The organism is Bradyrhizobium sp. MI1.10 (assembly GCF_055811035.1).
Genome location: NZ_JBVVPN010000028.1, coordinates 30,824 through 54,097 on the forward strand (window position 1 = coordinate 30,824; position 23,274 = coordinate 54,097).

General features: G+C 64.6%; 21 protein-coding genes. 12 read left to right on the forward strand and 9 right to left on the reverse strand.

The window, feature by feature from the left end:
• Positions 1-46 precede the first annotated feature (46 nt).
• Positions 47-1,228, reverse strand: coding sequence for an integrase core domain-containing protein (locus AC0L3K_RS26605; RefSeq protein ID WP_473367171.1), 1,182 nt, complete (start codon positions 1,226-1,228; stop codon positions 47-49).
• Positions 1,229-1,376: 148 nt separating this feature from the next.
• A complete protein-coding gene (locus AC0L3K_RS26610) occupies positions 1,377-2,906 on the reverse strand; it encodes a glycosyltransferase family 39 protein (protein WP_473367201.1) in 1,530 nt (509 codons plus the stop codon).
• A gap of 334 nt (positions 2,907-3,240) precedes the next feature.
• On the opposite strand from AC0L3K_RS26610, the gene AC0L3K_RS26615 reads away from it, so the two are divergent.
• The 4 genes from AC0L3K_RS26615 (at position 3,241) to AC0L3K_RS26630 (ending at position 7,231) form a co-directional block, all read left to right on the forward strand.
• Positions 3,241-4,974 (forward strand): adenylate/guanylate cyclase domain-containing protein, encoded by a 1,734-nt coding sequence (locus AC0L3K_RS26615; protein WP_473367172.1) that lies wholly within the window; start codon positions 3,241-3,243, stop codon positions 4,972-4,974.
• Positions 4,975-5,302: 328 nt separating this feature from the next.
• Positions 5,303-6,502, forward strand: coding sequence for a SorA family sulfite dehydrogenase catalytic subunit (sorA, locus tag AC0L3K_RS26620; RefSeq protein ID WP_219683040.1), 1,200 nt, complete (start codon positions 5,303-5,305; stop codon positions 6,500-6,502).
• A gap of 11 nt (positions 6,503-6,513) precedes the next feature.
• On the forward strand, positions 6,514-6,822 hold the full coding sequence (gene sorB / locus AC0L3K_RS26625; protein ID WP_007596518.1) for a SorB family sulfite dehydrogenase c-type cytochrome subunit: 309 nt from the start codon (positions 6,514-6,516) through the stop codon (positions 6,820-6,822).
• Between the two features lie 208 nt (positions 6,823-7,030).
• Positions 7,031-7,231: a cold-shock protein gene (locus tag AC0L3K_RS26630; protein ID WP_007596519.1), complete on the forward strand. Its 201-nt coding sequence runs from the start codon at positions 7,031-7,033 to the stop codon at positions 7,229-7,231.
• Positions 7,232-7,401: 170 nt separating this feature from the next.
• On the opposite strand, the gene AC0L3K_RS26635 is transcribed toward AC0L3K_RS26630, so the two are convergent.
• Positions 7,402-7,863 carry an Lrp/AsnC ligand binding domain-containing protein gene (locus AC0L3K_RS26635; protein ID WP_007596520.1) on the reverse strand — a complete coding sequence of 154 codons (462 nt, stop codon included), beginning with the start codon at positions 7,861-7,863 and terminating at the stop codon, positions 7,402-7,404.
• Between the two features lie 114 nt (positions 7,864-7,977).
• Between AC0L3K_RS26635 and putA the strand changes: the two genes are divergently transcribed.
• The 3 genes from putA (at position 7,978) to AC0L3K_RS26650 (ending at position 13,096) form a co-directional block, all read left to right on the forward strand.
• The gene (putA, locus tag AC0L3K_RS26640; protein WP_473367173.1) at positions 7,978-10,977 is read left to right on the forward strand and encodes a bifunctional proline dehydrogenase/L-glutamate gamma-semialdehyde dehydrogenase PutA; all 3,000 of its coding nucleotides are present in this window, start codon (positions 7,978-7,980) and stop codon (positions 10,975-10,977) included.
• A gap of 114 nt (positions 10,978-11,091) precedes the next feature.
• Entirely contained in the window at positions 11,092-12,297 is a 1,206-nt protein-coding gene (locus tag AC0L3K_RS26645; protein ID WP_473367174.1) for a CaiB/BaiF CoA transferase family protein, read from the forward strand.
• A 151-nt stretch (positions 12,298-12,448) separates the two neighbouring features.
• The gene (locus tag AC0L3K_RS26650; RefSeq protein ID WP_473367175.1) at positions 12,449-13,096 is read left to right on the forward strand and encodes a glutathione S-transferase family protein; all 648 of its coding nucleotides are present in this window, start codon (positions 12,449-12,451) and stop codon (positions 13,094-13,096) included.
• Positions 13,097-13,105: 9 nt separating this feature from the next.
• Here AC0L3K_RS26650 and AC0L3K_RS26655 read toward each other — a convergent pair whose 3' ends face one another.
• The 3 genes from AC0L3K_RS26655 to AC0L3K_RS26665 all read right to left on the reverse strand — a co-directional run bounded on the left by AC0L3K_RS26655 (position 13,106) and on the right by AC0L3K_RS26665 (position 15,915).
• Positions 13,106-13,270: a hypothetical protein gene (locus AC0L3K_RS26655; RefSeq protein WP_219683035.1), complete on the reverse strand. Its 165-nt coding sequence runs from the start codon at positions 13,268-13,270 to the stop codon at positions 13,106-13,108.
• A gap of 25 nt (positions 13,271-13,295) precedes the next feature.
• On the reverse strand, positions 13,296-14,843 hold the full coding sequence (locus AC0L3K_RS26660; RefSeq protein ID WP_473367176.1) for a hypothetical protein: 1,548 nt from the start codon (positions 14,841-14,843) through the stop codon (positions 13,296-13,298).
• 94 nt (positions 14,844-14,937) lie between these two features.
• On the reverse strand, positions 14,938-15,915 hold the full coding sequence (locus AC0L3K_RS26665) for a hypothetical protein (RefSeq protein WP_473367202.1): 978 nt from the start codon (positions 15,913-15,915) through the stop codon (positions 14,938-14,940).
• 288 nt (positions 15,916-16,203) lie between these two features.
• Here AC0L3K_RS26665 and AC0L3K_RS26670 point away from each other — a divergent pair, with 288 nt between their 5' ends.
• Positions 16,204-16,575 carry a Crp/Fnr family transcriptional regulator gene (locus AC0L3K_RS26670; RefSeq protein WP_027520234.1) on the forward strand — a complete coding sequence of 124 codons (372 nt, stop codon included), beginning with the start codon at positions 16,204-16,206 and terminating at the stop codon, positions 16,573-16,575.
• Positions 16,572-17,384: an MBL fold metallo-hydrolase gene (locus tag AC0L3K_RS26675; protein ID WP_007596531.1), complete on the forward strand. Its 813-nt coding sequence runs from the start codon at positions 16,572-16,574 to the stop codon at positions 17,382-17,384. Before AC0L3K_RS26670 ends, AC0L3K_RS26675 begins: the two co-directional genes overlap by 4 nt.
• Positions 17,385-17,539: 155 nt before the next feature.
• Here AC0L3K_RS26675 and AC0L3K_RS26680 read toward each other — a convergent pair whose 3' ends face one another.
• The 3 genes from AC0L3K_RS26680 to AC0L3K_RS26690 all read right to left on the reverse strand — a co-directional run bounded on the left by AC0L3K_RS26680 (position 17,540) and on the right by AC0L3K_RS26690 (position 19,675).
• Positions 17,540-18,037 carry a TPM domain-containing protein gene (locus AC0L3K_RS26680; RefSeq protein WP_473367177.1) on the reverse strand — a complete coding sequence of 166 codons (498 nt, stop codon included), beginning with the start codon at positions 18,035-18,037 and terminating at the stop codon, positions 17,540-17,542.
• A gap of 3 nt (positions 18,038-18,040) precedes the next feature.
• Positions 18,041-18,934 carry a TPM domain-containing protein gene (locus AC0L3K_RS26685; RefSeq protein ID WP_473367178.1) on the reverse strand — a complete coding sequence of 298 codons (894 nt, stop codon included), beginning with the start codon at positions 18,932-18,934 and terminating at the stop codon, positions 18,041-18,043.
• Between the two features lie 132 nt (positions 18,935-19,066).
• Positions 19,067-19,675, reverse strand: a complete 609-nt coding sequence (locus tag AC0L3K_RS26690) for a LemA family protein (protein WP_007596535.1) — start codon at positions 19,673-19,675, stop codon at positions 19,067-19,069.
• Positions 19,676-19,858: 183 nt separating this feature from the next.
• Here AC0L3K_RS26690 and AC0L3K_RS26695 point away from each other — a divergent pair, with 183 nt between their 5' ends.
• Genes AC0L3K_RS26695 through AC0L3K_RS26705 form a run of 3 tightly spaced genes read left to right on the forward strand, consistent with a single transcriptional unit; the run spans position 19,859 to position 23,079 of the window.
• Complete coding sequence (locus tag AC0L3K_RS26695) at positions 19,859-20,713, forward strand: enoyl-CoA hydratase (protein ID WP_473367179.1); 855 nt, start codon at positions 19,859-19,861, stop codon at positions 20,711-20,713.
• A 5-nt stretch (positions 20,714-20,718) separates the two neighbouring features.
• Positions 20,719-21,867 carry an acyl-CoA dehydrogenase family protein gene (locus tag AC0L3K_RS26700; protein WP_473367180.1) on the forward strand — a complete coding sequence of 383 codons (1,149 nt, stop codon included), beginning with the start codon at positions 20,719-20,721 and terminating at the stop codon, positions 21,865-21,867.
• Between the two features lie 15 nt (positions 21,868-21,882).
• Positions 21,883-23,079, forward strand: a complete 1,197-nt coding sequence (locus tag AC0L3K_RS26705) for an acyl-CoA dehydrogenase family protein (protein WP_473367181.1) — start codon at positions 21,883-21,885, stop codon at positions 23,077-23,079.
• The last annotated feature ends 195 nt before the right edge of the window (positions 23,080-23,274 follow it).

Here is a 23,274-nt window from a genome sequence, read left to right on the forward strand (position 1 = left end):
TCCGGCCGCGTTTGTGGCCCCGCCGGGCCCCCCCCCCCCTCCCCCCCTAAACCAGCGGCCGGTTTTTTGGGTGGTGTTTGGGGGGGGGGGGGGGGGCGGCGCGCCCCCCGCCCCGCAGCTTGCGTGTTTTCTGGTCGATGATGCCGATCGGCACGTCGAAGAAGCGCACTTGCCAGGATCCGTCCTCGGTCTCCTCGACGGCAACGGCTTCGCCAACGAGAGCGCTGCAAATGTGGATGAGCTCGCCTCGCCATTTGATCTCGCCATTGGAGCGAACCTGGCGCACCGCGGCTTCGGCCGGGTAGTCGGGCTCTGGAAGCCGCCTTGGCATCGCACGAGGCGAGGGCTGATAGACGCTGGCGGGTGGGAGCTGGCCAAGCGACTCATGGGGCCGTTCTTCGTTGTAGTCGCGCACGAATGCCGCAAAGCGACGGGCCTGCGCGATCTGGTTTGGCGGCGGTGGCTGCATGGCTTCCAGAAGCGTGAGGTGGAAACGCTCGTGCCGGCCGTTCTGTTGCGGATGGCCGGGGTCAATCCGTTCATGGCGAATGCCAAGCTTGATCCACCATATCGACAGCGCGGTCAGACCGGTGATCCCGGTCGAGGCGAACGGCGAGCCGTTGTCGGAGCGGATGATCTCCGGCAAGCCGTACTCGCGAAACGCCCGTTCCAGCGGCGCTTGGCACTCGGCATATTGCGTACTGCCCGTCGCCGCCAGGCTGATCAAATAGCGGCTGAAGCCATCGGTCGCCGTGAACGGTTCGACGCGAGAGCCGTCGCCCAACCGGATCCAGCCCTTGTGATCGAGCGCCCAGACATGGTTGGCATGCTGAGGAACGGTCAGTTGCCTCATGCGCGGCGGCGCACGTCGCCGAACCCTGCGGTCGCCGACCAGTCCCGCCCGTTTGAGAATCTCCCCGGCCGTCGAGGCCGATGGCCAATCCACATCCCCTTGACGAGCCTCAAGCTTGCTCACGATCTTGCGCGGCCCCCAGCTCGGCCGCTCAAGCCGCAGCCCCACAATCGCATCCACGATGTGCCGTGGCGTCGCGCGCCCATGCACCCGCGCGGCATGGGAGCGATCCCCAAGCCCTCCAGGTCCTTCCAGCCGGTAGCGCTCCAACCATTTGTAACCGGTCTTGCGACTAATCTCGTAACGCTCGCAAAGCTCCGTCATCGTCCACAAGCCGGTTCGCTGTTCCGAAATGAAGTTAACCCGTTGGTCCATTGCGCAGCTCTCTCTCCAAGGCATCGGCTGATCCTCCCAGCCGACAGAGAACTGTCACCCATCCATCTGGTCTACTGTGTTACCTATCTATCCGGTCTGGACACGCGCCACCTTCTCCCGCAAGGGGAGAAGGAAGAAGGCCGCTTCGCTAGGCGAGCGTACGCCGCTCGAATTCTCCCGCCAGCACGCGCCACTGGAAGAGCGGCGAGTCCTTTGGTGGTGAAAGCTCCGGAGTCCAGCCTGAAAGTTTCTCCACCACGTAATTGTCCATCACGAGACCGCGCCAGCGGCGTTCGACTTGACCGAGTTGCTCGCGCTTGGCTGGAATCGAATCCCACAGCGGCGAGCGGTTGTCCGGCTCGCGCCCGACATAGATGCCGGCGTGGTCTCTGATCCGGTCCAGGCCGGGATCGCGAAAATCCTGGAAGCGGCCGCGTTCGTTGATCTCGATCACGGGCACGCGGCCCCTGAACAGCCAGCGCATCATGGCGTAGGTGCGGTAGTCCGTGGTGGCGATCCAAGTCGCGCCGGTCTCGTCCAATGCGGCCTGGGCGCGCGCGGCGACCTGCTCGTAGCCCGATTCGGCACCGACGGGATCGATCTTGCCGAGCAAATTCCAGGGCGCGGCGACGTAATAGAGGAACACGATGACGACAAAGGCGATGCCGGAGACCACCGCCGTGTTGACCCAGAACAGCGCCGACCTGATCATCCGCGCCGATCTTCCTTCGCGCGACAGCATGGTGAGATTAATAGCGGCAGCGGCGAAACCGACCGGCCACATGAACATCGGCCAGGTGTCACCGACGCGGAGGGTCAGGGATTTCGAGAGGAAATAGAGAAACGGCACCAGGACCGCGGTCGACAGCAAAATCGCGACCGGCTCGCGCGTGCGATAGCCGCGCCACGCCGTCATCACCACCCCCGTCAGCACCACCGGCAGCATGACGAAGCCGACCAATCCGAATTGCAGGCCGATGTAGTCGCCGAAGGTGCGGAGCGAGATGCCGTAGCTGGTGGTGGCGCGCACGCCCTGGAAGCGGATCGCGGCCCAGTCGTGCTGCACGTTCCAGATCAGGACGGGCGAGAATACGGCGACTGCGATCAGGACCGCGAGATACGGATAGGGGCTGCGCAGCCAGCGCCAGCGCCAATCCGGCACCAGCAGAAAGGCGGCAACGGCCGGCGCGAACATGATCACGGTAAATTTCGACAGCATCGCCAGGCCGGCGAACAGGCCGGCCGCGAGCCACCAGCGGCCATCGCCGCCCTGCGCAAGCCGCACCAGGGACCACATCATCGCCACCGCAAACGGGATCATGGCGACGTCGGGCGCGACCTTGGCCATCAGCAGGCCGTAATAGAGCGCAGCCTCCAGCATCAGCACCGCGAGCACGACGGCGCGCATGTCCTGGGTGAGGCGGCGGACGATATCGGCGAGCAGGAGCTGCGTCACCAGCATGGCGACGATGCCGCCGAAGCGCACACCGAGCGTGGTGTCGCCGAAGATCGCGGTGCCGAACCGGATCAGCCAGGCGATGCCGGGGGGATGATCCAGGAAGCTGAGCGCCGTCTCGTGCGACCAGGTCCAGTAATAGGCCTCGTCCGTGCGCAGCTCGATGGCCGAGGCGTAGACGATGCGCAGCAGCGTCATCGCCGCGATGATCGCCGCGGCCATGACGAGCGGCCGGCGCGCCGCGCCGGCGGGGGGCTTCGTGATGTCAGGAGCTGTCGTCACGGCGGCGCTTTTCGCCAACCTGGGAGGGGGAGTCAATGTTGGGGGTGGATCGGCCTGTTGCGCTGTCGCGATCCCAGCCCCGACGCGGAAACCGTAGGGTGGGCAAAGCGCAACGTGCCCACCATAAGTGCCGATTGGTGGGCACGGCGCCAAGGCGCCTTTGCCCACCCTACGATTTCGTCACCCTACCGCGGATGTGATCCCGCAAGCTGTCCACCCCCGGAATTAAACGCGGCGCTGGCTGTTCTCCTTCATGAACTGATACAACAGAATCATGGCCGCAACCGCATCCTCACGATTTTCCGAGCTTTCCCGCGCCGTCAGCTTGCGCCAGGTGCGGCTGGTTTGCGGCGTGATCCTGTTCGCCTATGTCATCAGCCATTTCCTCAACCATGCGCTCGGCAACATCTCGGTCGATGCCATGGAGATCGGGGTCTACTACCACACGCTGTTCTGGCAGTTCCTGCCGGTTGCGATCACGTTCTACACGGCGGCGCTCACGCATATGGGGCTCGGCATCTACGCGTTGTATCAGCGCCGGCAGTTCCGCTGGCGGACGGTCGAGCCGCTGCAGCTCGTGCTGGGCTTGAGCATCCCCGCGCTGGTCATGGCGCATGTGATCGGGGTGCGGCTCGGCCAGACGCTTTACGGACACCAAAAACTCTATCCGCAGGAACTCTATCTGTTCTTCGTCGCGTCGAACCGTATCTGGACCATGACGGTCCTGCTTCTCATCGCCTGGGTGCACGGCTGCATCGGCATCTATTTCTGGCTTCGCCTCAAACCGTTCTTCACGCGCGCGGCCCCCTATCTGCTCGCGGCTGCTGTGCTGATCCCGACGCTGTCGCTGCTGGGTGTCTACCAAGGTGGCCGCAGCGTCGAGGTCGAGGCCGACGACGGGGAATGGCAGACGCACAATCTCACGCGCAGCCAGGTCGGCACGACGGCCGAGGCAGCGACGCTCGACCGCATCACCGGTGGCCTCACCGCCGGTTATCTCGGACTGCTCGCTTTGGCGCTGCTGGCGCGCGGCGTGCGCGCCCTGCGCGAACGGCGCGGCGGCATGATCGCGCTGTCCTACGGCAACGGCAAGACAGTGCGGGTGCCAAAAGGCCTCTCCGTGCTGGAAGCGAGCCTGCGCCACAATGTGCCGCATGCCAGCGTCTGCGGCGGCCGCGCCCGCTGCTCGACCTGCCGCATCCGCATCATCGGCGATCATGGCGCCCTGCCCGAGCCGTCGCAGCGCGAGGCGTTCGTGCTCACCCGTGTCGGCACCAGTGACCCCTCGATCAGACTCGCCTGCCAGCTGCGGCCGACGTCGGATCTCTCCTTCTTCCAGCTCTTCACCGCGCATACCCTGTCGGCGAACACACAGGCCTCGACGCCCGCCAGAATCGGCCAGGAGCGCTATCTCGTCAGTCTGTTCGTGGACATGCGCGGCTCGACGCAGCTGGCCGAGAAGCGGCTGCCGTTCGACACCGTGTTCATCGTCAACCGCTTTCTCGGCGCCGTCTCGCAGGCCGTGATCGAGAATGGCGGCCAGCCGAACCAATTCGTGGGCGACGGCATGCTGGCACTGTTCGGACTGAGCGCCGATCCGCAAGAGGCTTGCCGGCAGGCGCTGAAGGCCGCCGCCGGCATCGCCAGGCAAATCGACGAGCTCAACGAGCTCCTGAGCCATGATCTGCGCCAGCCGATCCGCTTCGGCATCGGCATCCACGGCGGCGAAGTCATCATCGGCGACATCGGCTATCGCGATCACATCGTCTTCACAGCGCTGGGCGATGCCGTCAACGTCGCAGCCCGCCTCCAGGACATGACCAAGACGCTGGCCTGCGAAGCGATCGTCTCAGAGGAAGTCCGCCGCACCGCCGGCCTTGCCGACGATGCGCTGCCGCAGCAGGAGGTCGCGATCCGCGGCCGCGACGAACCCATGGCCGTGCGCGTCGTCGCGGACGCCAGGGAGCTGTCGGCGCTCGTTGACCACGGCGAACGCGTCGCGGCGTGAGGCAGCCACGAAGGCGGTGCTCTCCCTCTCCCGCTTGCGGGAGAGGGTTGGGGAGAGGGTGTCTCCGCAATCGAGAATCCCCCAGAGGAGAGAACCCTCACCCGCGCCTTCGGCGCGACCTCTCCCGCAAGCGGGCGAGGTGCACCGAGCCTGCGTCGAGATCGAGTTATCCAACGAAAAACATCGCGGCGTAACACCGGCTTGCTGCAACGCAACGGCATGGGCCTGCTGCGAAAGCACGAATTGACTTCAACTGAGTCGTTGCGACACATGAGCGCGAGATTGCGGTGATGACCGCGATCAACGAAAAGCTCCGGGAGGAGACCACATGTTCGATCGACGCGACCTGCTCAAAGGAGCGGGCCTTGCCGCTGTTGCGACTGCACTGAACCCGGCCAAGGCGCTGGCACTCGACACTGTCACCCTGCCCTTCGCCAATGGCGAACGGCCCTTGGTGAAATATCCGCAGAAGCGGCCGATGATCGGCCTGACCAGCCGCCCGCCGCAGCTCGAGACGCCGTTCGCGGTCTTCAACGACGGCCCGATCACGCCGAATAACGCATTCTTCGTGCGCTATCACCTTTCCGACCTGCCCTACAATCTCGACCCCGACAAGTTCACGCTCGAGGTCAAGGGCAAGGTCGACAAGCCGCTCAAGCTGTCGCTGAAGGACATCCGGAAGATGAAGGCGACCGAGATCGTCGCCGTCAACCAGTGCTCCGGCAACAGCCGCGGCTTCCTGGATCCGCGCGTCGCCGGCGGCCAGCTCGCCAACGGGGCGATGGGCAATGCGCGATGGCGCGGCGTGCCGCTGAAGGCCGTGCTGGCGATGGCGGGCGTGCAGAGCGGCGCCAAGCAGGTCACCTTCAACGGCATGGACGGTCCGGTCAGCGACAAGACGCCCGATTTCGTCAAGGCGCTCGATATCGATCACGCCAACGACGGCGAGGTGATGCTGGCCTATGGCATGAACGGCGAGGACCTGCCGTTCCTCAACGGCTTTCCGCTGCGCCTGATCGTGCCCGGCTATTTCGGCACCTACTGGGTCAAGCACGTCAACGAGATCACCGTCGTCGACAATGTCTATGACGGCTTCTGGATGAAGTCGGCCTATCGCATTCCGGACACCCCGAACAATGCGGTCGAGCCGGGCACCGCGCCGAAGGCGACGATCCCGATCAACCGCTTCACGATCCGTTCCTTCATCACCAGCGTCCCCGACGGCGCCAAGCTGAAAGCAGGCGGCACGACGCTGCGCGGCATCGCCTTCGACGGCGGCAAGGGTATCAAGGAGGTCGCGGTCTCCACCGACGGTGGCAAGACCTGGACCAACGCCAAGCTCGGCAAGGACCTTGGCAAATACTCGTTCCGTGAATGGACGCTGCCGGTGAAGCTCGCGGCGGGCTCTCACGAGCTCAAGGTGCGCGCCACCGGCAATGGCGGCGAAACCCAGCCGGATACGCCGCGCTGGAATCCGGCGGGTTACTTGCGCAACGTCGTCGAAACCGTCCGCGTCACCGTGGCTTGAGGGGAATGATCATGCAGCGCACCGTTTTCCTCGCCATCACGCTCGCCCTCGCCGCCGTGGTGGGTTCGGCACTTGCGGCACCGGTCAATTACAAGACCCCCGATGAGGTCGCGGCGTTCAAGCCCGGCCCCAATCTCGAAGTCGTGCAGGGCAATTGCAGCGCCTGCCACTCCGCCGACTACATCAACACGCAGCCGCCGATGAAGGACAAGAAAGCTTTCTGGCAGGCCGAGGTGACCAAGATGATCAAGGTCTATGGCGCCCCGATCGACGATGCCGATGTCGGCAAGATCGTCGATTATCTGGCCGCGACTTATTGACGGATGGCGCGCGGCGCGCGGACCAAGTGACCGCGAAACGGGCAAATCCGGCAAAAACGCTGCGAAGTTGAGCGGAATTCGGCGAAATGCCGATGTGGTTTGAGCTACCAAGCCAGCCACATTCCGCGTATCGTATTAGGACCGAACCGGCCGGTTGGCGGGGACTGGCGGTTCGAGATCTCGGAGGAAGACCCGCGGAGAAGTCGTGATGGCTAAAGGTACGGTCAAGTGGTTCAACCCGACGAAGGGTTATGGATTTATCCAGCCTGCGTCGGGCGGCAAGGATGTGTTCGTGCATATCTCGGCAGTGCAGAAAGCCGGTCTGTCGTCCCTGAACGAAGGACAGACGGTGGAATATGAAGAGATCGCAAACCGAGGCAAAAGCTCCGCAGAGAACCTCAAAGTATAAGCCCGCCGGCCTTTGCTAACTCCCGGATCGATCCGGGAGCCGGGCCAAGAAATTTCAGAAGACGGTCAGTGCATTCGACGACAGGCGTTGCGATTGCACACGGAGAACTATTTGTCCCGCGAAGACCGCCCGTTCGACGCCACAGCAATGACAATCGCGACGGCACTTCGTTAGTCCACCGGCAACGGTGCGTCGCGCTTGATCTCTTCCATCACCGCATAGGTTCGCGTTTCGCGCACGCCGGGCATCGACAGCAAGGTCTCGCCGAGGAAGCGCCGATACGCGGTCATGTCTGCCAGCCGCGCCTTCACAAGATAGTCGAAGCCGCCGGCAACCATGTGACACTCCAGCACCTCGGGCGCGAGCTTCACCGCGCGGGCAAAACGCTCGAAATTGTCGGGCGTGGTCTTATCGAGCAGCACTTCGACGAACACCAGGAGCCCGAGGCCGAGCCGGTGCGGGTTGAGCCGCGCGCCATAGCCCTCGATAAAGCCCTCTCGCTGCAAACGCTTCAGCCGTTCGCCGATCGAGGTGGGCGATAGCCCGATGCGTTCCGCGAGCTCGACATTGGCGATTCGCCCGTCCTGCTGCAAAATCGAGAGGATTTTCCGGTCGGTTCGATCTAATTCCATACTTTATGAGGCCAAATGGCTATGAGGCTTAATTTCCTAAGCCAAATCAGCTAAATTGTCTATCGAGCTAAGGTATTGCGGGCATTATCCTGGATTGAAGCCACAGGACACGCCATGCCGAACATTCCGCCTCTCTTCTCCGCCGCCTACGCGCCCGATGATGCCGATATCGCCGCGCGCCTTTTGCCGTCTGCGCATCTCGGCCCGCCGCAGGAGGCGAGGATCGATCGCACCGCGACACGGCTGATCGAAGCCATCCGCAAGCGCGACGACCGGCTCGGTGGAGTCGAGGACATGCTGCGGGAGTTCGCGCTCTCGACCAAGGAGGGGCTTGCTTTGATGGTGCTGGCCGAGGCGCTGCTGCGCGTGCCGGACGCGCGCACTGCCGACCAGTTCATCGAGGACAAGCTCGGCGAGGGCGACTTCATCCACCACGAGACCAAGTCCACGGCCTTCCTGGTCAATGCCTCGGCCTGGGCCTTGGGCCTCTCGGCGCGGGTGATCCAGCCCGGCGAGACGCCCGACGGCACCATCGGCCGACTGGTGAAGCGGCTGGGCGCACCGGCCGTGCGCACCGCCACGCGCCAGGCGATGCGGCTGATGGGCAATCATTTCGTGCTGGGGGAGACGATCGAGCAGGCCCTGGAGCGGGCCCGGCCGCGCTCCGGCGAGAGGGCGCGCTATTCCTTCGACATGCTCGGCGAAGGCGCCCGCACGGCCACTGACGCCAAGCGCTATTTCGAGGCCTATGCGAGCGCGATTCTGACCATCGGCAAGGCGGCGGGTCGCCATCCCCTGCCCGATCGGCCCGGCATCTCCGTCAAGCTCTCGGCGCTGCATCCGCGCTTCGAGGCGATCAGCCGCGACCGCGTGATGGCCGAGCTGGTGCCGCAACTGCTGGACCTCGCACAGCGAGCCAAGGCCCATCACCTCAATTTCACCGTCGATGCCGAGGAAGCCGATCGTCTGGAGTTGTCCCTCGACGTGATCGCGGCAACGCTCGCCGATCCCTCGCTTGCCGGTTGGGACGGATTTGGCCTCGCGATCCAGGCCTATCAGAAGCGCGCCGGCGACGTGATCGACTATGTCGATGCGCTCGCCTGCGCGCATGACCGCAAGCTGATGGTGCGGCTGGTCAAGGGCGCCTATTGGGACACCGAGATCAAGCGCGCACAGGAGCGCGGGCTCGCCGGCTATCCCGTGTTCACCCGCAAGGCGATGACGGATCTGAACTACGTTGCCTGCGCTCAAAAGCTCTTGAGTCTGCGGCCACGCATCTTCCCGCAATTCGCCACCCACAACGCGCTGAGCGTCGCGACGGTGCTGGAGCTTGCCGGCGCCAACGGCGGCTTCGAATTCCAACGCCTGCATGGCATGGGCGAGGCACTCTACGAGCAGCTCGCCAAGGACCGCCCCGAGATCGCCTACCGCACCTACGCCCCGGTCGGCAGCCATCGCGACCTGCTCGCTTATCTGGTGCGGCGACTGTTGGAGAACGGTGCCAACTCCTCCTTCGTGGCGCAGGCGGCTGACTACCGCGTGCCTGTTACGGCGCTGTTGCAACGTCCGGCGGATGCCATCGTCCGGCCGCAGCAGGCGGCCCATCCGAAAATTCCGCTGCCACGCGATCTGTTCGCGCCGGAGCGGCGGAATTCGCGCGGCGTCGAATTCGGCGCGCGCGCCGCGCTCGACCGGTTGCTGACGGATGTCAAAGCCGAGACGATCGACCTCAAGCCGATCGCGAACGCAACGCCGGATCACGCCAATGCGGCAGTGGCTGCAGCGCGCGCCGGCTTTGCCGCCTGGAGCCGGACACCCGCAGCCACGCGCGCGGCGGCGCTGGAGCAGGCCGCGCATCTTCTGGAGAACCGCGCGCCCCATTTCATCGCGCTGCTGCAACGCGAGGGCGGCAAGACGCTCGACGATGCGCTGTCGGAGCTGCGCGAGGCCGCCGATTTCTGCCGCTATTACGCCGCGCAGGGCCGCAAGCTGTTCGGCAACGATGTGGCGATGCCGGGGCCGACCGGCGAGAGCAACGCGCTGGCCATGCGCGGCCGTGGCGTCTTCGTGGCGATCTCGCCATGGAATTTTCCGTTGGCGATCTTCCTCGGCCAGGTCACGGCGACGCTGATGGCCGGCAACAGCGTGGTGGCCAAGCCCGCAGAGCAGACCCCGCGCATTGCGGTCGAGGCGGTGCGGCTGCTGCACGAGGCCGGCATCCCCGCAAGCGCGCTGCATCTCGTCGCCGGCGACGGCCGCGTCGGCGCCGCGCTGACGGCGCACCCCGGTATCGCCGGAATCGTCTTCACCGGCTCGACCGAGGTCGCGCGCAGCATCAATCGGGCGCTGGCGGCCAAGGACGGGCCGATCGTGCCGCTGATCGCGGAGACCGGCGGCATCAACACCATGATCGCGGATGCGACTGCGTTGCCCGAGCAGGTCGCAGACGATGTCGTCACCTCGGCGTTTCGTTCCGCCGGCCAGCGCTGCTCGGCGCTGCGGCTGCTGTTCGTGCAGGAGGACGTCGCCGACCGCATGATCGAGATGATCGCGGGCGCGGCGCGCGAGTTGAAGATCGGTGACGCGAGCGACGTCGCGACCCATATCGGTCCGGTGATCGATTGCGAGGCCAAGCAGCGCCTCGATGCACATATCGCACGGATGAAGAGAGAGGCACGGCTGCACTTTGCCGGCACCGCGCCGGAGGGCTGCTTCGTGGCGCCGCATATTTTCGAGCTTGGCGATGCCGGCCAGCTGACCTCGGAGGTGTTCGGCCCGATCCTCCACGTTGCGCGCTATCGTGCGGAACATCTCGAACGCGTCCTGCAAGCCATCGAGCGCACCGGCTACGGTCTGACGCTCGGCATCCATTCCCGCATCGACGACACCATCGAGGCGATCGTCGACCGCGTCCAGATCGGCAACATCTACGTCAATCGCAACATGATCGGCGCTGTCGTCGGCGTGCAGCCGTTCGGCGGCAACGGCCTGTCCGGAACCGGCCCGAAAGCCGGCGGCCCGCACTACCTCGCGCGCTTTGCGACCGAGCAGACCGTGACGATCAACACCGCAGCAGCCGGCGGCAACGCTGCCCTGCTCGCAGGGGATGAGTGAGCCGCGGCGAGGAGCGTTGCATCCCGCCGAAACATCGGTCTAATGCTGCCCCTGACGTGGCCCTCGCCAATTCCAGCGCGCGGGAAACAACACGAGCGAGGGAGCAACGCGGCGATGGAAAATGGCATTTTTGCAGGGCTCAAGGTGCTGGATTGCGCGAGTTTCATCGCAGCACCAGCCGCCGCGACCGTGCTGTCGGATTTCGGCGCCGATGTGGTCAAGATCGAACCGCCCGGCGCAGGCGATCCCTACCGCAACCTGCCCAACATTCCGGGATATCCGACCAGTGAGCACAATTTCGCCTGGCTGCTGGAGGCCCGCAACAAGAAGAGCATCGCGCTCGACCTCGCCAAGCCGGAAGCGCAGGCCGTGCTCTACAAGCTGGTGGAAGAGGCCGATGTCTTCATCACCAACATGCCGCCGCCGGTGCGCACCAAACTCGGCATCACCTACGACCACCTCGCCCATCTCAACGACCGGCTGATCTACGCCTCCTTCACCGGCTATGGCGAAAAAGGCGAAGAGGCCAACAAGCCCGGCTTCGACAGCAACGCCTATTGGGCGCGCTCCGGCCTGATGGACCTCGTCCGCGCCGACACCGACACGACGCCGGCCCGCTCGGTCGCCGGCATGGGCGACCATCCTTGCGCGATGGCATTCTACGGCGCCATCGTCACCGCGCTGTACCAGCGCGAGAAGACCGGCAAGGGCTCGCATGTCGCCTCCAATTTGATGGCGAACGGCGTGTGGGCTGCGAGCGTGCTGGCGCAGGCAAAGCTCTGCGGCGCCAAGTTTGCCGAGCGGCGGCCGCGCGAACGCGCGTTGAACGCGGTCGCCAACCACTACCAGTGCAAGGACGGCCGCTGGCTGATCCTGTCGCTGCTGAGCGAGGAGAAGCAGTTTCCGACGCTGGCCAGGTGTCTTGGCCGCGAAGACCTCATCACCGATCCGCGTTTCGCTACCAAACCCGACCGCCACGCCCGCTCCGTCGAGCTGATCAAGATCTTCGACGAGACCTTTGCAACCAGGGATCTCGCCGAATGGCGCAAGATCCTCGACGGCAACGGACTGGTGTTCGGCATCGTCGGCATTTTGGACGACATCCCGAACGACAAGCAGATGCTCGACAACGAGGTGCTGGTGCCGTTCGAGAACGACACCATGCTCACCATCTCAAGCCCGATCTGGATCGACGGCGCCAAGAAAGTGCAGCCGCGCAAGCCGCCCGGCGTCGGCGAGCACAGTGACGAGATTTTGCGTGGCGCGGGATACGACGAGGCGGCGATCAAGCGGCTGCGGTCGCAGGGGGCGGTGGGGTAAGGCGATACGCTGCCATAACCCCGTCATTGCGAGCGCAGCAAAGCAATCCAGAATCCCGCCGCGGATGCATTGCTGGATTGCTTCGCTACGCTCGCAATGACGACGTCGGGAGATCGCGGTATAACAATTGGCAAAGCAATCGCGAGGTCCCATGCCCAGCTACCGCCTGCACTACTTCCCCGAATCCGGCAACAGCTACAAGCTGGCGCTGATGCTGACGCTTTGCGGCGAGGGGTTCGAGCCGGTCTGGACCGACTTTGGCGGCGGCGTCACGCGCACGCCGGAATGGCGCAAGAGCGTGAACGAGATGGGCGAAATTCCTGTGCTCGAGATCGACGGTGTGAAGATGACGCAGACCGCGCCTCTCCTGCTCAAGCTTGCCGAGCAGTACGGGCGTTTCGGTGCCGAGACCGAGGGGGAAAAGTTCGAGCTGCTGCGCTGGCTGTTCTGGGACAACCAGAAGCTCACCGGCTACATGGCGACCTACCGCTTCATGCGCGCCTTCACGCAAAGCAACGATCCGCAAGTGCTGAAACATTTCCGCCGGCGGCTCGAGGATTTTCTCGGCATTCTCGACGGCCATCTGCAGCACAATCAATTTGCGATCGGCATCAGGCCGACCGTCGCCGATATCTCGATGATGGCCTATCTGCACTATCCGAGCGACGAGCACGGCTTCGATTTCGCGGAAAGCTATCCCGCCATCCAGGCCTGGCTTGGCCGCATGGCCGCACTGCCCGGGTGGAAGCCGGCCTACGAGCTGCTGCCCGGCAAGCGCATGACGAACTACGCGAAGTGAGGGCGCCGACTACTTCAGCGCGAGCCAGCCGAGCGTGAACAGGATTCCGCCGATGATGACGACGACCGCGACCGCCCAGGTGCTGACGCGGATGCTGCCGGTAACCTGCTTGGCCTCTTCATTCTGCGCGATCTCGCGATTGCGCTCCTTGTTGGCTTCGCTCGTATTCGTCATGGGCTCATCCAAATCGCTTGTGGGCTTAACGCGTCTTGATGAAGCACATGCCGATGCGGCGCGAGGCCGCGGCAGCCTGACAGGTCAGCCCTTTAGCACAGCTCCATGACGTAAAACTCTTGTCGGCCGATCCCGATCCTGCATTTTCCAGGGAACAATGCGCGCCCCAGCCGTCCTGATATTCGGTCCCCGCCAGCTCAGTGCTGCCGCGGGTCTGCGGCCGGCTGGCAAATCCGCGTGAGAAATCAGGACGTTTGCCCGCGGCCATCGCGGTCAGGATGTCGCGGCGGCGGATCTGGTCGCCAAGAAAATGCGGCGAGGCCGGCACGATGGTGGCATTGGAGGGCTTGTCCGCAAGCCAATCGACGCCCGGGAAGTGAAAGCCGCCGATGCCGCGGGTCTGGTGGCAGCCGGCACAGGTGACGTCGTTGAGGCGGCGCTGGAAGCCCGCGACCGAGCGGACGTTCTGCATGTCGCCGCGCGCGGCCGCTTGCTTCAACGCACCGACCACGTCGCTGTCGGAGAAGACCGGCTCGCCTTGCCCCTCTCCGTTGCCCTCCCCCTGCATCATCCCGAACTCCGGCTGCAACGGAGACGCATCGAGGCCGGCGGGCGTCGGCACCACCGCAGCCTTGGCCAGGAACTTTTCCGGGATCAGCACCGTGCCGCGATCGAAGTCGCGAAGATGATCGGGCGCGAGCAGCCAATCCCTGAAGTCGCGCCGGAGCGCGTCGTCCGTGAGGATGCGGTCACGGTCGATCTGGTTCTCCAGCGTCGATTCCTCGAACATCTTCGAGACGGCGTCGTACTTGAACACCTTGAGCAGATAGTCGGAGCGGAAATCGTGCAGCGCCGATTTCGCCGCAACCGATATCTGAACATTGGTCTCGATGCGATCGAGCATCGCATCGTAAGGGAAGAAGTCGCTGCCGATCAGCCCCTGCCAGTCGCCATTGCCGAGCCAGCGTCGCGCGACCTCGGCGCAGGTGATCGGCTTGCCGTTCCCGTCCATCTGGCGCGCGTCGCGCGCCTTCATCACCAGATTGAGCGTCATCGGCAGCCGCGTGGCTGTCCTGCCGCCATCCGGTTTTGTCTCGAAACGCGCGAGACGATAGATCAGCCTGATCTCGCCGCAGGAGTCCTCCGAGACATAGGCCCGGTCCATGCGGTTGACGATGCCGGCCAGCACGAAACGGGTGTCGCGGGATTTCAGATTGGACCGATCGAACAATTGCACGTCAAAGCCCTCGCCGACGCCGATGGTCTCGGTCGGATATGCCGCCTTCTGCCGCGCGACGTAGCGGTCGATCTCCGCTTCGATCGCGGGAGGAATCTCCTTGAGCTGCGACAACCACGAAAACATCAGATCGGTCGTCAGCGGAAAGTTCGCGTTCCGCTCCGGCCACAACAGGCGCGAGATCGTGAGTGCGTCGTGCTGGTCGAGCTCGCGCAGGAGATCGGGATCGGTGATCGCCGTGCCGCGTGCCAGCTGCGCGTTCTCCGCGGCCAACAACGATACGATGCCGCCGAAAAATACGGCGGCGGCAACGAGAATTCGCAAGGCGCGGCTCATGCCTCAGGTAACACCGCGCAGGGACGGCTATTCAAGCAAAAAGGCGCTTCACATCGTGGTGAAGCGCCTCTTCGAAAGTCGGATGATGAGCCGCTCAGCGCGCGACGATCAGCCCTTTGCTGGTGACGACCACCCAGCGGCCGTCCTGACGGCGGATCGCATCGACACGGCCAACGCCGGGGATGGGGTCGCCGGCATAGACCTCGTAGAGGCCATTGCGACCCTCGACCAGTGCGCCGCCGTTGGAGACGTCGCGCAGCACCCAGCCTTCGACCGTCGGCAGCCGGCCGATTTCGGTCTTGGGTGCGGCGGGAACTGGCGCAGCTGCCGCGGTCGCAACCTGCGCCGGTGCGATCGAGCCGGTGGTCTCACGGGCCGGCACGGCGGCTGCGGCCTGGACGGGCGCCGCGGGCGGGGTGGCACGGAGCTTGTCGACGGTCTCGGACAGCTTCGCGATTTTGGCCATCGGCTCGGCCTGCGCCTTCTCGAGCTTGTCGAGGCGGTCGTTGGTGCGGTTGAACTGGCCGAGGCCGGTCTTGGACGTGTGCTCGACGTTGGCCTTGAGCGCGACGACATCGGCATCGATCCGGGCGACCGAGGATTCCAGCGCGCTGGTGTCGGCAACCTGTGCCGGCGCGGGGCTTGCGAAGTGCATCATCCCTGCGGTCGCGAGCGCGCCGCTGATGGCGCCGACACTGGCCGCAATCGCCACCACCGCGGCCATCGCCGACAGGCGGCGCTTGCCGCCGGTCTCGCGCGGCTCGTCCGCCTTCACATGCGGCGCGAACTCCTCGCGGTCCCAGGACCGCTCCGCGGGTGCCATGACGATGAGCTTGCCGGGCTTTGGCTCGGACTTGGTTTCAGGCTTGGTCTCGGCTTTGGCTTCGAACTTCGGCGTCTCGATCCTCGATGCCTCGATTTTTGGGGGCTCGACCTTGGCCAGGTCGGGTTTGGGCGGCGTCTCGTGGTCGGGGGCAATCGAGGGGGCCTCGATCCCAGCAGCCTCGATAGCCTGCGGCACGGCCGCTGCGGCTTCGACGACGTCAGTATCCTGGGCGGCCTGCTCGGGCATTGGTTCGCTCACGGCTCAAATACTCCAGTCTCGGTTGACCTTTTGGTAACTTTCATTGCTTGCGAATTCCTTACCTGCGGACCCGCTTACCAAAATTTTAGGAATTCATCCGGGGCCGAATTGGGCCGGGAAAGTGGAACCGGTGTGGCGCTGTGCAACAAATTGTCAGCCGATGCTGCCCTGCGGTAGGCCACGCTCTCGCCGAACAGGCTGTTGCCCGCCCCTGTTACCCCGCTAACATGACTGCCTGTCAGCCAGAACGGCTGCAGAAGGCCCTTGGGGGGTGTCATGACGATCGAGAAGTGCATCAACGAGTTTGGCGTCGATGACATCATCTTCGAGGAGGGCTCGACCGGCCGCGAGCTGTACGTTGTCCTCGACGGGGAGGTCGAGATCGCCAAATTCAGCGGCGCCAGCAAGACCAGCATCATCAAACTCGGCAAGGGCGAATTCTTCGGCGAGATGGCCGTGATCGACGGCTCCGCACGTTCGGCGACCGCGATCGCGGCGGCGCCGAACACCAAGGTGATGAGGGTCAACCACGCCCGCTTCGTCTATCTCGTCAGCCAGCAGCCGGCGTTTGCGCTGATGGTAATGGACGCGCTGTCGAAGCGCCTGCGCGCCGCCAACGCGGTCAGCTACCGGGCGGCCCAATCATGAGCGACGGCAAGCCGACGGCCTTTCCGGTCCTGATGAAGAACGACACCTGCTCGCTGATCCAGGCGGCGGACGACGTCTACCAGATCCGTTTCTCCAATCGCGCCGCCAACGTCTATCTCGTGCGCGGCTCGGCGCGAACCATCCTGATCGATACCGGGCTATCCTCGAACTATGCGGCGATGGTCGAATGCCTGAACTTCGTCGGCTGCCCGCCGGAGAAGATCGACATGGTGGTGCTCAGCCACGAGCATCTCGACCACATCGGCGCAGCCTGGCACTTCAACGAGCGCCGCACCTTCGTCGCCGCCCATCGCCTCGCCGCCAACAAGATCATGCTGCGCGACGACTTCTCGATGCTGCGAAAGATGTTCAACGAGCCGAACGTGCCTGTTAATATCGACATCTGGCTCGAGGAAGGCAATCTGATCGACCTCGGCAATTTCCGTCTCAACGTGATGCACACGCCCGGCCACACCTCGGCCTGCATCACGCTGTTCGATCAGGACAAGGGGCTGTTGTTCGCCGCCGATACGCTCATGCCCGGCGGCGTGATGGGCGGCGTGTTCGGCTCCGGCAGCATCGCCGACTACATCGAGTCGCTGGAGCGGCTGAAGGGATTGAACGCGAGGATCCTGCTTTCAGGCCACGGCCGGCTATCGGACGCGCCACAGGAAGACGTGCGTATCGCCATTGCGCGGTCGCACGGCTTGCTGGAGGACACCGCACAATTGTTCGAAGCGCTGGATGCGCGCTCGAACTTCGAGCCGATCATGCAGTCGGTGCGGGATCTGAACAAGCTGGACGATTAAGGGACGTGCGGCTGCGTGTGCCTCTTTGCGAAAGAAGCACGGCGCTTCAACATCGTCATTGCGAGCACAGCGAAGCAATCCAGAGTCCCACCGCGGAGACAATCTGGATTGCTTCGCTGCGCTCGCAATGACGGAGTGTGGGCTATCAGCCGGGACTACATCACCACCGGCGCATCCGGCAGCTCGTTCGCATGCGGGCCCTGCGGCGGGAAATGCCTTGCCAGCTCGCGGGACACCGCCTCGATGCCGTCGATCACGCCGCGTTCGAATTGCCCCGAGGCGAACTCGGCTTCCATCGCGCGGCAGATGCTCTCCCAGCCCTCGGCGCCAACCTTCGCATCGATACCGCGGTCGGCGATGATCTCGACATCGCGGTCGGCGAGCAGCAGATAGATCAGGACGCCGTTGTTGTGCGCGGTGTCCCAGATGCGCAGTTGCGAGAACACGTCGAGCGCGCGCTCGCGCGCCGGCTGGTTGCGAAACAGCGGACCGCCGTCGAGCGCGCCTTCGACCACGAACCGGACCTGACCGGAATGGCTGGCTTCGCCGCGCTTGATCGCCTGCTCGATGCGGTCGAGCGCGCCCTTAGGAAACACCTGCTTGGCACGCCAATGATGCTGGAGCAGATGCCGGGTGATGCGCTTGATGCTCATGACCTACCAGCTCCCCGAGGCGCCGCCGCCGCCAAAACTGCCGCCACCGCCACTGAAGCCGCCACTCGACGACGACCCGCTGCTCCAGCCGCCGGATGACGGGCCGCTCGACCACGAGCCGCGACGCGACGACCCCGTGCCCGATCCCGCCCCAAACAGATCGGCGATAAACGTCAGGACAGCGCCGAGCACACCGACGCCCAGTCCAACGACCGCGGAGCCGATCACGAACCAGGCGAGGACACCAACGATCGCTCCCGTTATTCCCGAACCGAACAGCCGCCCGAATATGGAGCGCAGGATGCCGCCGATCACCAGCGGGCCGAACAGCAGGAAGTAAAAAAGCGGCTCGACGTCGTTCCAATCGCCGAAATTCACGCTGCGCGAGGGCGTCGGCAGCGGCTCGCCGTCGATGACGCGGATCATGCGATCGACGCCTGCCGTGATGCCGCCGGCGAAATCACCGCTCCTGAATTTCGGCGTGATGGCTTCATCGATGATGCGCCGCGACGTGACGTCGGTGAGCGCGCCCTCGAGGCCGTAACCGACCTCGATGCGCAAATGCCGGTCGTTCTTGGCCACGACGAGGATGGCGCCGTCATCGACCTTCTTGCGCCCGATCTTCCAGGCCTCCGCAACGCGGATCGCGAATTGCTCGATCGTCTCCGGATCCGTCGTCGGTACGATCAGGACTGCGACCTGGCTGCCCTTGCGCGTCTCGAAGTCCTGCAGCTTTTGCGACAACGCGGCGATGTCACCGCTGGAGAGCGTGCCGGTCTGATCGACCACGCGGCCGGTGAGTTGGGGTATCGCGACATCGGCCGAGGCGGGAAGCGCAAAGGTGAGGAGGAATGAGAATGCGACAGCGACTATCGCTCGCCACACATGGGCTGTCATCGCCCGGCTTGACCGGGCGATCCAGTATTCCAGAGACGCCAGCGGGATACGGTGAAGCCGCGGCGTACTGGATTCCCCGCCTTCGCGGGGAATGACAGTGGTGGGTGGGGTATGCATCGGAGTCGAAGGCACTTACTTCGACGGCGCGGGCGCCGGATTGAAATCGACCTTCGGCGCGGTCGAGATTTCCTTCTCGTTCCCGACCGTGAAGTTCGGCTTCTCCTTGTAGCCGAACATCATCGCGGTGACGTTGCTCGGGAACGACCGGATGGTGACGTTATAGTCCTGGACCGCCTTGATGTAGCGGTTGCGCGCCACGGTGATGCGGTTCTCGGTGCCTTCGAGCTGCGACATCAAATCCTTGAACAGCGCATCCGACTTGAGCTGCGGGTAGTTCTCGGTGACCACGAGCAGCCGCGACAGCGCGCCGGAGAGCTCGCCCTGGGCGGCCTGGAATTTCTGGAATGCGGCGGGATCGTTCAGCACCTCGGGCGTCGCCTGGATGCTGCCGACCTTGGCGCGGGCATTGGTGACGCCGAGCAGCACGTCCTTCTCCTGCTGCGCAAAACCCTTCACCGAGTTGACGAGATTGGGCACGAGATCGGCGCGGCGCTGATACTGGTTCACGACCTCGGACCAGTTGGCCTTGATCTGCTCGTCCTCGCTCTGGATCGCGTTGTAGCCGCAATTGGTGAGGCTCAACGAGGCCAGCGCCGCCAGTACGGTCAGGATCTTGCGCATCAAATTTCTCCCGGTGGAATCGGGTGCAAGCTACCAGATTGCGCGCGCGAGATGCCAGACATCTTGCGTCCGGGCCGAGGCCGCGAAATGCAGCCGATGTACGCAAGCCTCTTGCTTAATCCCGGCTGTAATAGTCAACTTGAGGGAACAATAATACCGGGTCGGGAACGCCAGGGGAACGCGATGAGTTCGTTCGAGACCATCCTCGTGGAGAGGCCGGAGCCGGCGATTGCCCGGATCGTGATGAACCGGCCCGACGCGCGCAACGCGCAGAACCTGCAAATGACCTACGATCTCAACGCCGCTTTCGATGAGGCGGTGCAGGAGGATTCGGTCAAGGTGATCATTCTCGCCGGCAACGGTCCGCACTTCTCCTCGGGCCATGATTTGCGGCCCGGCAGCAAGAATGAAGCCGGCGTGGATTTTCCGCCGATCGGGAATTGGGGCGGTTTCGCCGAAGCAAACGCTCATGGCCGCTTCGCGCGCGAGCAGGAAATCTATCTCCAGATCACGCGGCGCTGGCGCAACCTCGCCAAGCCGACCATTGCCGAGGTGCACGGCAAGTGCATCGCCGGCGGCCTGATGCTGGCCTGGGCCTGCGATCTCATCGTCGCCAGCGACGATGCGCAGTTCTGCGATCCCGTGGTCACCATGGGCGTTTGCGGCGTCGAATGGTTCGTGCACCCTTGGGAGCTCGGCCCGCGCAAGGCCAAGGAATTCCTGTTCACCGCAGACAGCTGGAGCGCGCAGGAGGCGCATCAACTCGGCATGGTCAACCGAGTCGTGCCGCGCGCAGAGCTTTCATCCGTCGTGCTCGCGCTGGCGCGCAAAATCGCGTCAAAACCGTCCTTTGCGCTGAAGCTGACCAAGGAAGCCGTGAACCGCTCGGTTGACGTGATGGGCCAGCCGGCCGCGATCGACCAGGCCTTTGCGCTGCATCAGCTCTGCCACGCGCATAATCTTCAGGAATTCGGCATGGTGGTCGATCCATCCGGCCTGCACCCCTCCGTGCGCAAGCCGCCGGCAGCCGCGGAGTAGACAGGATGGATCTCAATCTCACCGACGAGCAACGGCTGCTGCGCGAAAGCGCGGAGCGCTTCGTGGCCGAAAGCTACGATGCCGATCACCGCCGCAAGATGGCGAACGACCCGCTCGGCTTCAGCCCGGCGATGTGGACGCAATTCGCCGAACTCGGCTGGCTGGCATTACCGATCGCGGAGGAATTTGGCGGGCTTGGCGGCGGCGCGGTCGAGATCGGCATTTTGATGGACGCCTTCGGCCGCGGGCTGGTGTCGGAGCCGTATATCGCAACGGTCGTGCTTGGCGCTGCGTTGATCGAGCGATGCGGCGGCACGACGCAGAAGCAGGCCATCCTGCCGAAGATCGCGGATGGATCGTTGAAACTCGCGTTCGCGCATTCCGAGCGCGCGGCGCGGTTCGATCTTGCCAATGTTGCAACCACCGCCCACAAGACGGCGCAAGGCTGGCGCCTTGCCGGCAGCAAGATTGCCGTGCTCGACGGTCATGCCGCCGACGAGATCATCGTCTCCGCGCATATCCATGATCATCAGGGACCGTCGGGCCGCATCGGCCTTTTCCTGGTGCCGGCGACGACGCCGAGCCTCGCCATCAGCGACTACGAGCGCCTCGGCGGCGGGCGGGCCTGCAACATCGAGCTATCGGACGTGCAACTGCCGGAGGATGCCCTGCTCGGCAACGGGCATGACGCACTGGCGGCCATCGAATGGGCTGTTGACCGCGCCATGGCTGCGCTTGGCGCCGAGGCCGTCGGCATCATGCAGGTGCTGCTGGACACCACGCTGGAGTACACAAAAATCCGAAAGCAATTCGGCCGGCCTCTCTCGGCCAACCAGGTGATCCGCCACCGCCTCGCCGACATGGCGGTGCAGGTGGACGAAGCGCGCTCGATAGCGTTGCGCGCCGCGCTGAAGGTCGACGCCGATCCGGTCGAGCGCACGCGGGCCGCGTCGGGCGCGAAGGCGAAGATCGGCAAATCCGCGCGCTTCGTCGGCGAGCAGTCGATCCAGCTTCACGGCGGCATGGGCGTCACCGAGGAGCTCGAGGTCGGCGCTTATTTCAAGCGGCTGGTCGCGTTCGACACGCTGTTCGGCGGCAGCGCCCACCATTATGGCCGCCACGCCCGGCTTGGCCGCACCACCGTGCCAGCCTGACACAAGGAGCGCATCATGGACCTGTCGTTCAATGCCGAGGAGCGCGCCTTCCAGGGCGAGGTGCGCGGCTTCATTGCGAAAAATCTCACCGAGGAGATGAAGCGCGCGACCGCGCTGACGCCGTCGGTGTTCTCCGACCCCGATATCGGCATGGCTTGGCAGCGCACGCTGCACAAGCAAGGCTGGGGCGCGCCGGGCTGGCCGATCGAGCATGGCGGTCCGGATTGGACGCCGGCGCAGCGCTGGATTTTCGAGACCGAAAGTGCGCGGGCCGGGGTGCCCAATGTCAACGTGATGGGCGTGAAGATGGTCGGCCCCGTCATCATCGGTTTCGGCTCGGCGGAGCAGAAGAACTTCTACCTGCCGCGCATTCTCTCCGGCGAAGACTATTGGTGCCAGGGCTATTCCGAGCCGGGCTCCGGCTCCGATCTCTCTTCGCTGAAGACCCGCGCGGTGCGCGACGGCGACGACTACGTCATCAACGGCACCAAGATCTGGACCACGCATGCCCACCACGCCAACCGCATGTTCGCGCTGGTGCGCACCAGCGACGGCCCGCGGCAGCAGGACGGCATCAGCTTCATCCTGATCGACATGAAGACACCGGGCATCACAACGCGCCCGATCCTCACCATCGGCGGCGACCACGAGGTCAACCAGGTGTTCTTCGACGACGTGCGCGTTCCCGTGGCGAACCGCGTCGGCGAGGAAGGCAAGGGCTGGACCTACGGAAAATATCTGCTCGAGTTCGAGCGCGGCTCCGGCATCGCCTCGGCAAAATTGCGCGAGGGGCTGAAGGCGATCGCGGAGCTTGCCGAGTCCGACCTGACGGGGCGCGCCATCGACAGCCCTGACATCGCAACGCGTATCTCCGAGGTCGAGGTCGACATCGACGCGCTGGAGATGACCGAGCTGCGCGTGCTGTCGGCGTTGCAGACCGGACAGAATCCCGGTGCGGTGTCGTCGATCCTGAAGCTGCGCAACAGCGAGATCCGCCAGGCCGTGACCCGGCTCGGCGCCGACGTGATCGGCCATGACGCCCTCGCGGTCGAGCCGATGCGCCCGCTCTACAGGCTCAACCATGAGCCGCCGATGCCGGAGGAGATGCTGACGGTGGTACCGGAATATCTCAACGGCCGCGCCTACACGATCTTCGGCGGCACCTCGGAGATCCAGCGCGATATTATTGCGAAGATGATGCTGGGGCTTTAGCGCGAACTTTTTCCTCACCCTCGGTGTCGTCCCGGCGAAGGCCGGGACCCATACGCTGTGACGAAGTTGGCGTGCGTAGCTCGTAACCACCAGCGGTCGCCAAATTAGACTCGGTGGCTATGGGTCCCGGCCCCCCGTGCGCAATGGCGCACTAGGCCGGGACGACGAGTTGGATTTGTGGCGACAGCCAGCACG

Bases quoted from the DNA above. Each gene is read 5' to 3' on its own strand.
- AC0L3K_RS26605 (WP_473367171.1), bottom strand. From the start codon at position 1,228: ATGGACCAACGGGTTAACTTCATTTCGGAACAGCGAACCGGCTTGTGG.
- AC0L3K_RS26610 (WP_473367201.1), bottom strand. From the start codon at position 2,906: ATGGCCGCGGCGATCATCGCGGCGATGACGCTGCTGCGCATCGTCTAC.
- AC0L3K_RS26615 (WP_473367172.1), top strand. From the start codon at position 3,241: ATGGCCGCAACCGCATCCTCACGATTTTCCGAGCTTTCCCGCGCCGTC.
- sorA (WP_219683040.1), top strand. From the start codon at position 5,303: ATGTTCGATCGACGCGACCTGCTCAAAGGAGCGGGCCTTGCCGCTGTT.
- sorB (WP_007596518.1), top strand. From the start codon at position 6,514: ATGCAGCGCACCGTTTTCCTCGCCATCACGCTCGCCCTCGCCGCCGTG.
- AC0L3K_RS26630 (WP_007596519.1), top strand. From the start codon at position 7,031: ATGGCTAAAGGTACGGTCAAGTGGTTCAACCCGACGAAGGGTTATGGA.
- AC0L3K_RS26635 (WP_007596520.1), bottom strand. From the start codon at position 7,863: ATGGAATTAGATCGAACCGACCGGAAAATCCTCTCGATTTTGCAGCAG.
- putA (WP_473367173.1), top strand. From the start codon at position 7,978: ATGCCGAACATTCCGCCTCTCTTCTCCGCCGCCTACGCGCCCGATGAT.
- AC0L3K_RS26645 (WP_473367174.1), top strand. From the start codon at position 11,092: ATGGAAAATGGCATTTTTGCAGGGCTCAAGGTGCTGGATTGCGCGAGT.
- AC0L3K_RS26650 (WP_473367175.1), top strand. From the start codon at position 12,449: ATGCCCAGCTACCGCCTGCACTACTTCCCCGAATCCGGCAACAGCTAC.
- AC0L3K_RS26655 (WP_219683035.1), bottom strand. From the start codon at position 13,270: ATGACGAATACGAGCGAAGCCAACAAGGAGCGCAATCGCGAGATCGCG.
- AC0L3K_RS26660 (WP_473367176.1), bottom strand. From the start codon at position 14,843: ATGAGCCGCGCCTTGCGAATTCTCGTTGCCGCCGCCGTATTTTTCGGC.
- AC0L3K_RS26665 (WP_473367202.1), bottom strand. From the start codon at position 15,915: ATGCCCGAGCAGGCCGCCCAGGATACTGACGTCGTCGAAGCCGCAGCG.
- AC0L3K_RS26670 (WP_027520234.1), top strand. From the start codon at position 16,204: ATGACGATCGAGAAGTGCATCAACGAGTTTGGCGTCGATGACATCATC.
- AC0L3K_RS26675 (WP_007596531.1), top strand. From the start codon at position 16,572: ATGAGCGACGGCAAGCCGACGGCCTTTCCGGTCCTGATGAAGAACGAC.
- AC0L3K_RS26680 (WP_473367177.1), bottom strand. From the start codon at position 18,037: ATGAGCATCAAGCGCATCACCCGGCATCTGCTCCAGCATCATTGGCGT.
- AC0L3K_RS26685 (WP_473367178.1), bottom strand. From the start codon at position 18,934: ATGACAGCCCATGTGTGGCGAGCGATAGTCGCTGTCGCATTCTCATTC.
- AC0L3K_RS26690 (WP_007596535.1), bottom strand. From the start codon at position 19,675: ATGCGCAAGATCCTGACCGTACTGGCGGCGCTGGCCTCGTTGAGCCTC.
- AC0L3K_RS26695 (WP_473367179.1), top strand. From the start codon at position 19,859: ATGAGTTCGTTCGAGACCATCCTCGTGGAGAGGCCGGAGCCGGCGATT.
- AC0L3K_RS26700 (WP_473367180.1), top strand. From the start codon at position 20,719: ATGGATCTCAATCTCACCGACGAGCAACGGCTGCTGCGCGAAAGCGCG.
- AC0L3K_RS26705 (WP_473367181.1), top strand. From the start codon at position 21,883: ATGGACCTGTCGTTCAATGCCGAGGAGCGCGCCTTCCAGGGCGAGGTG.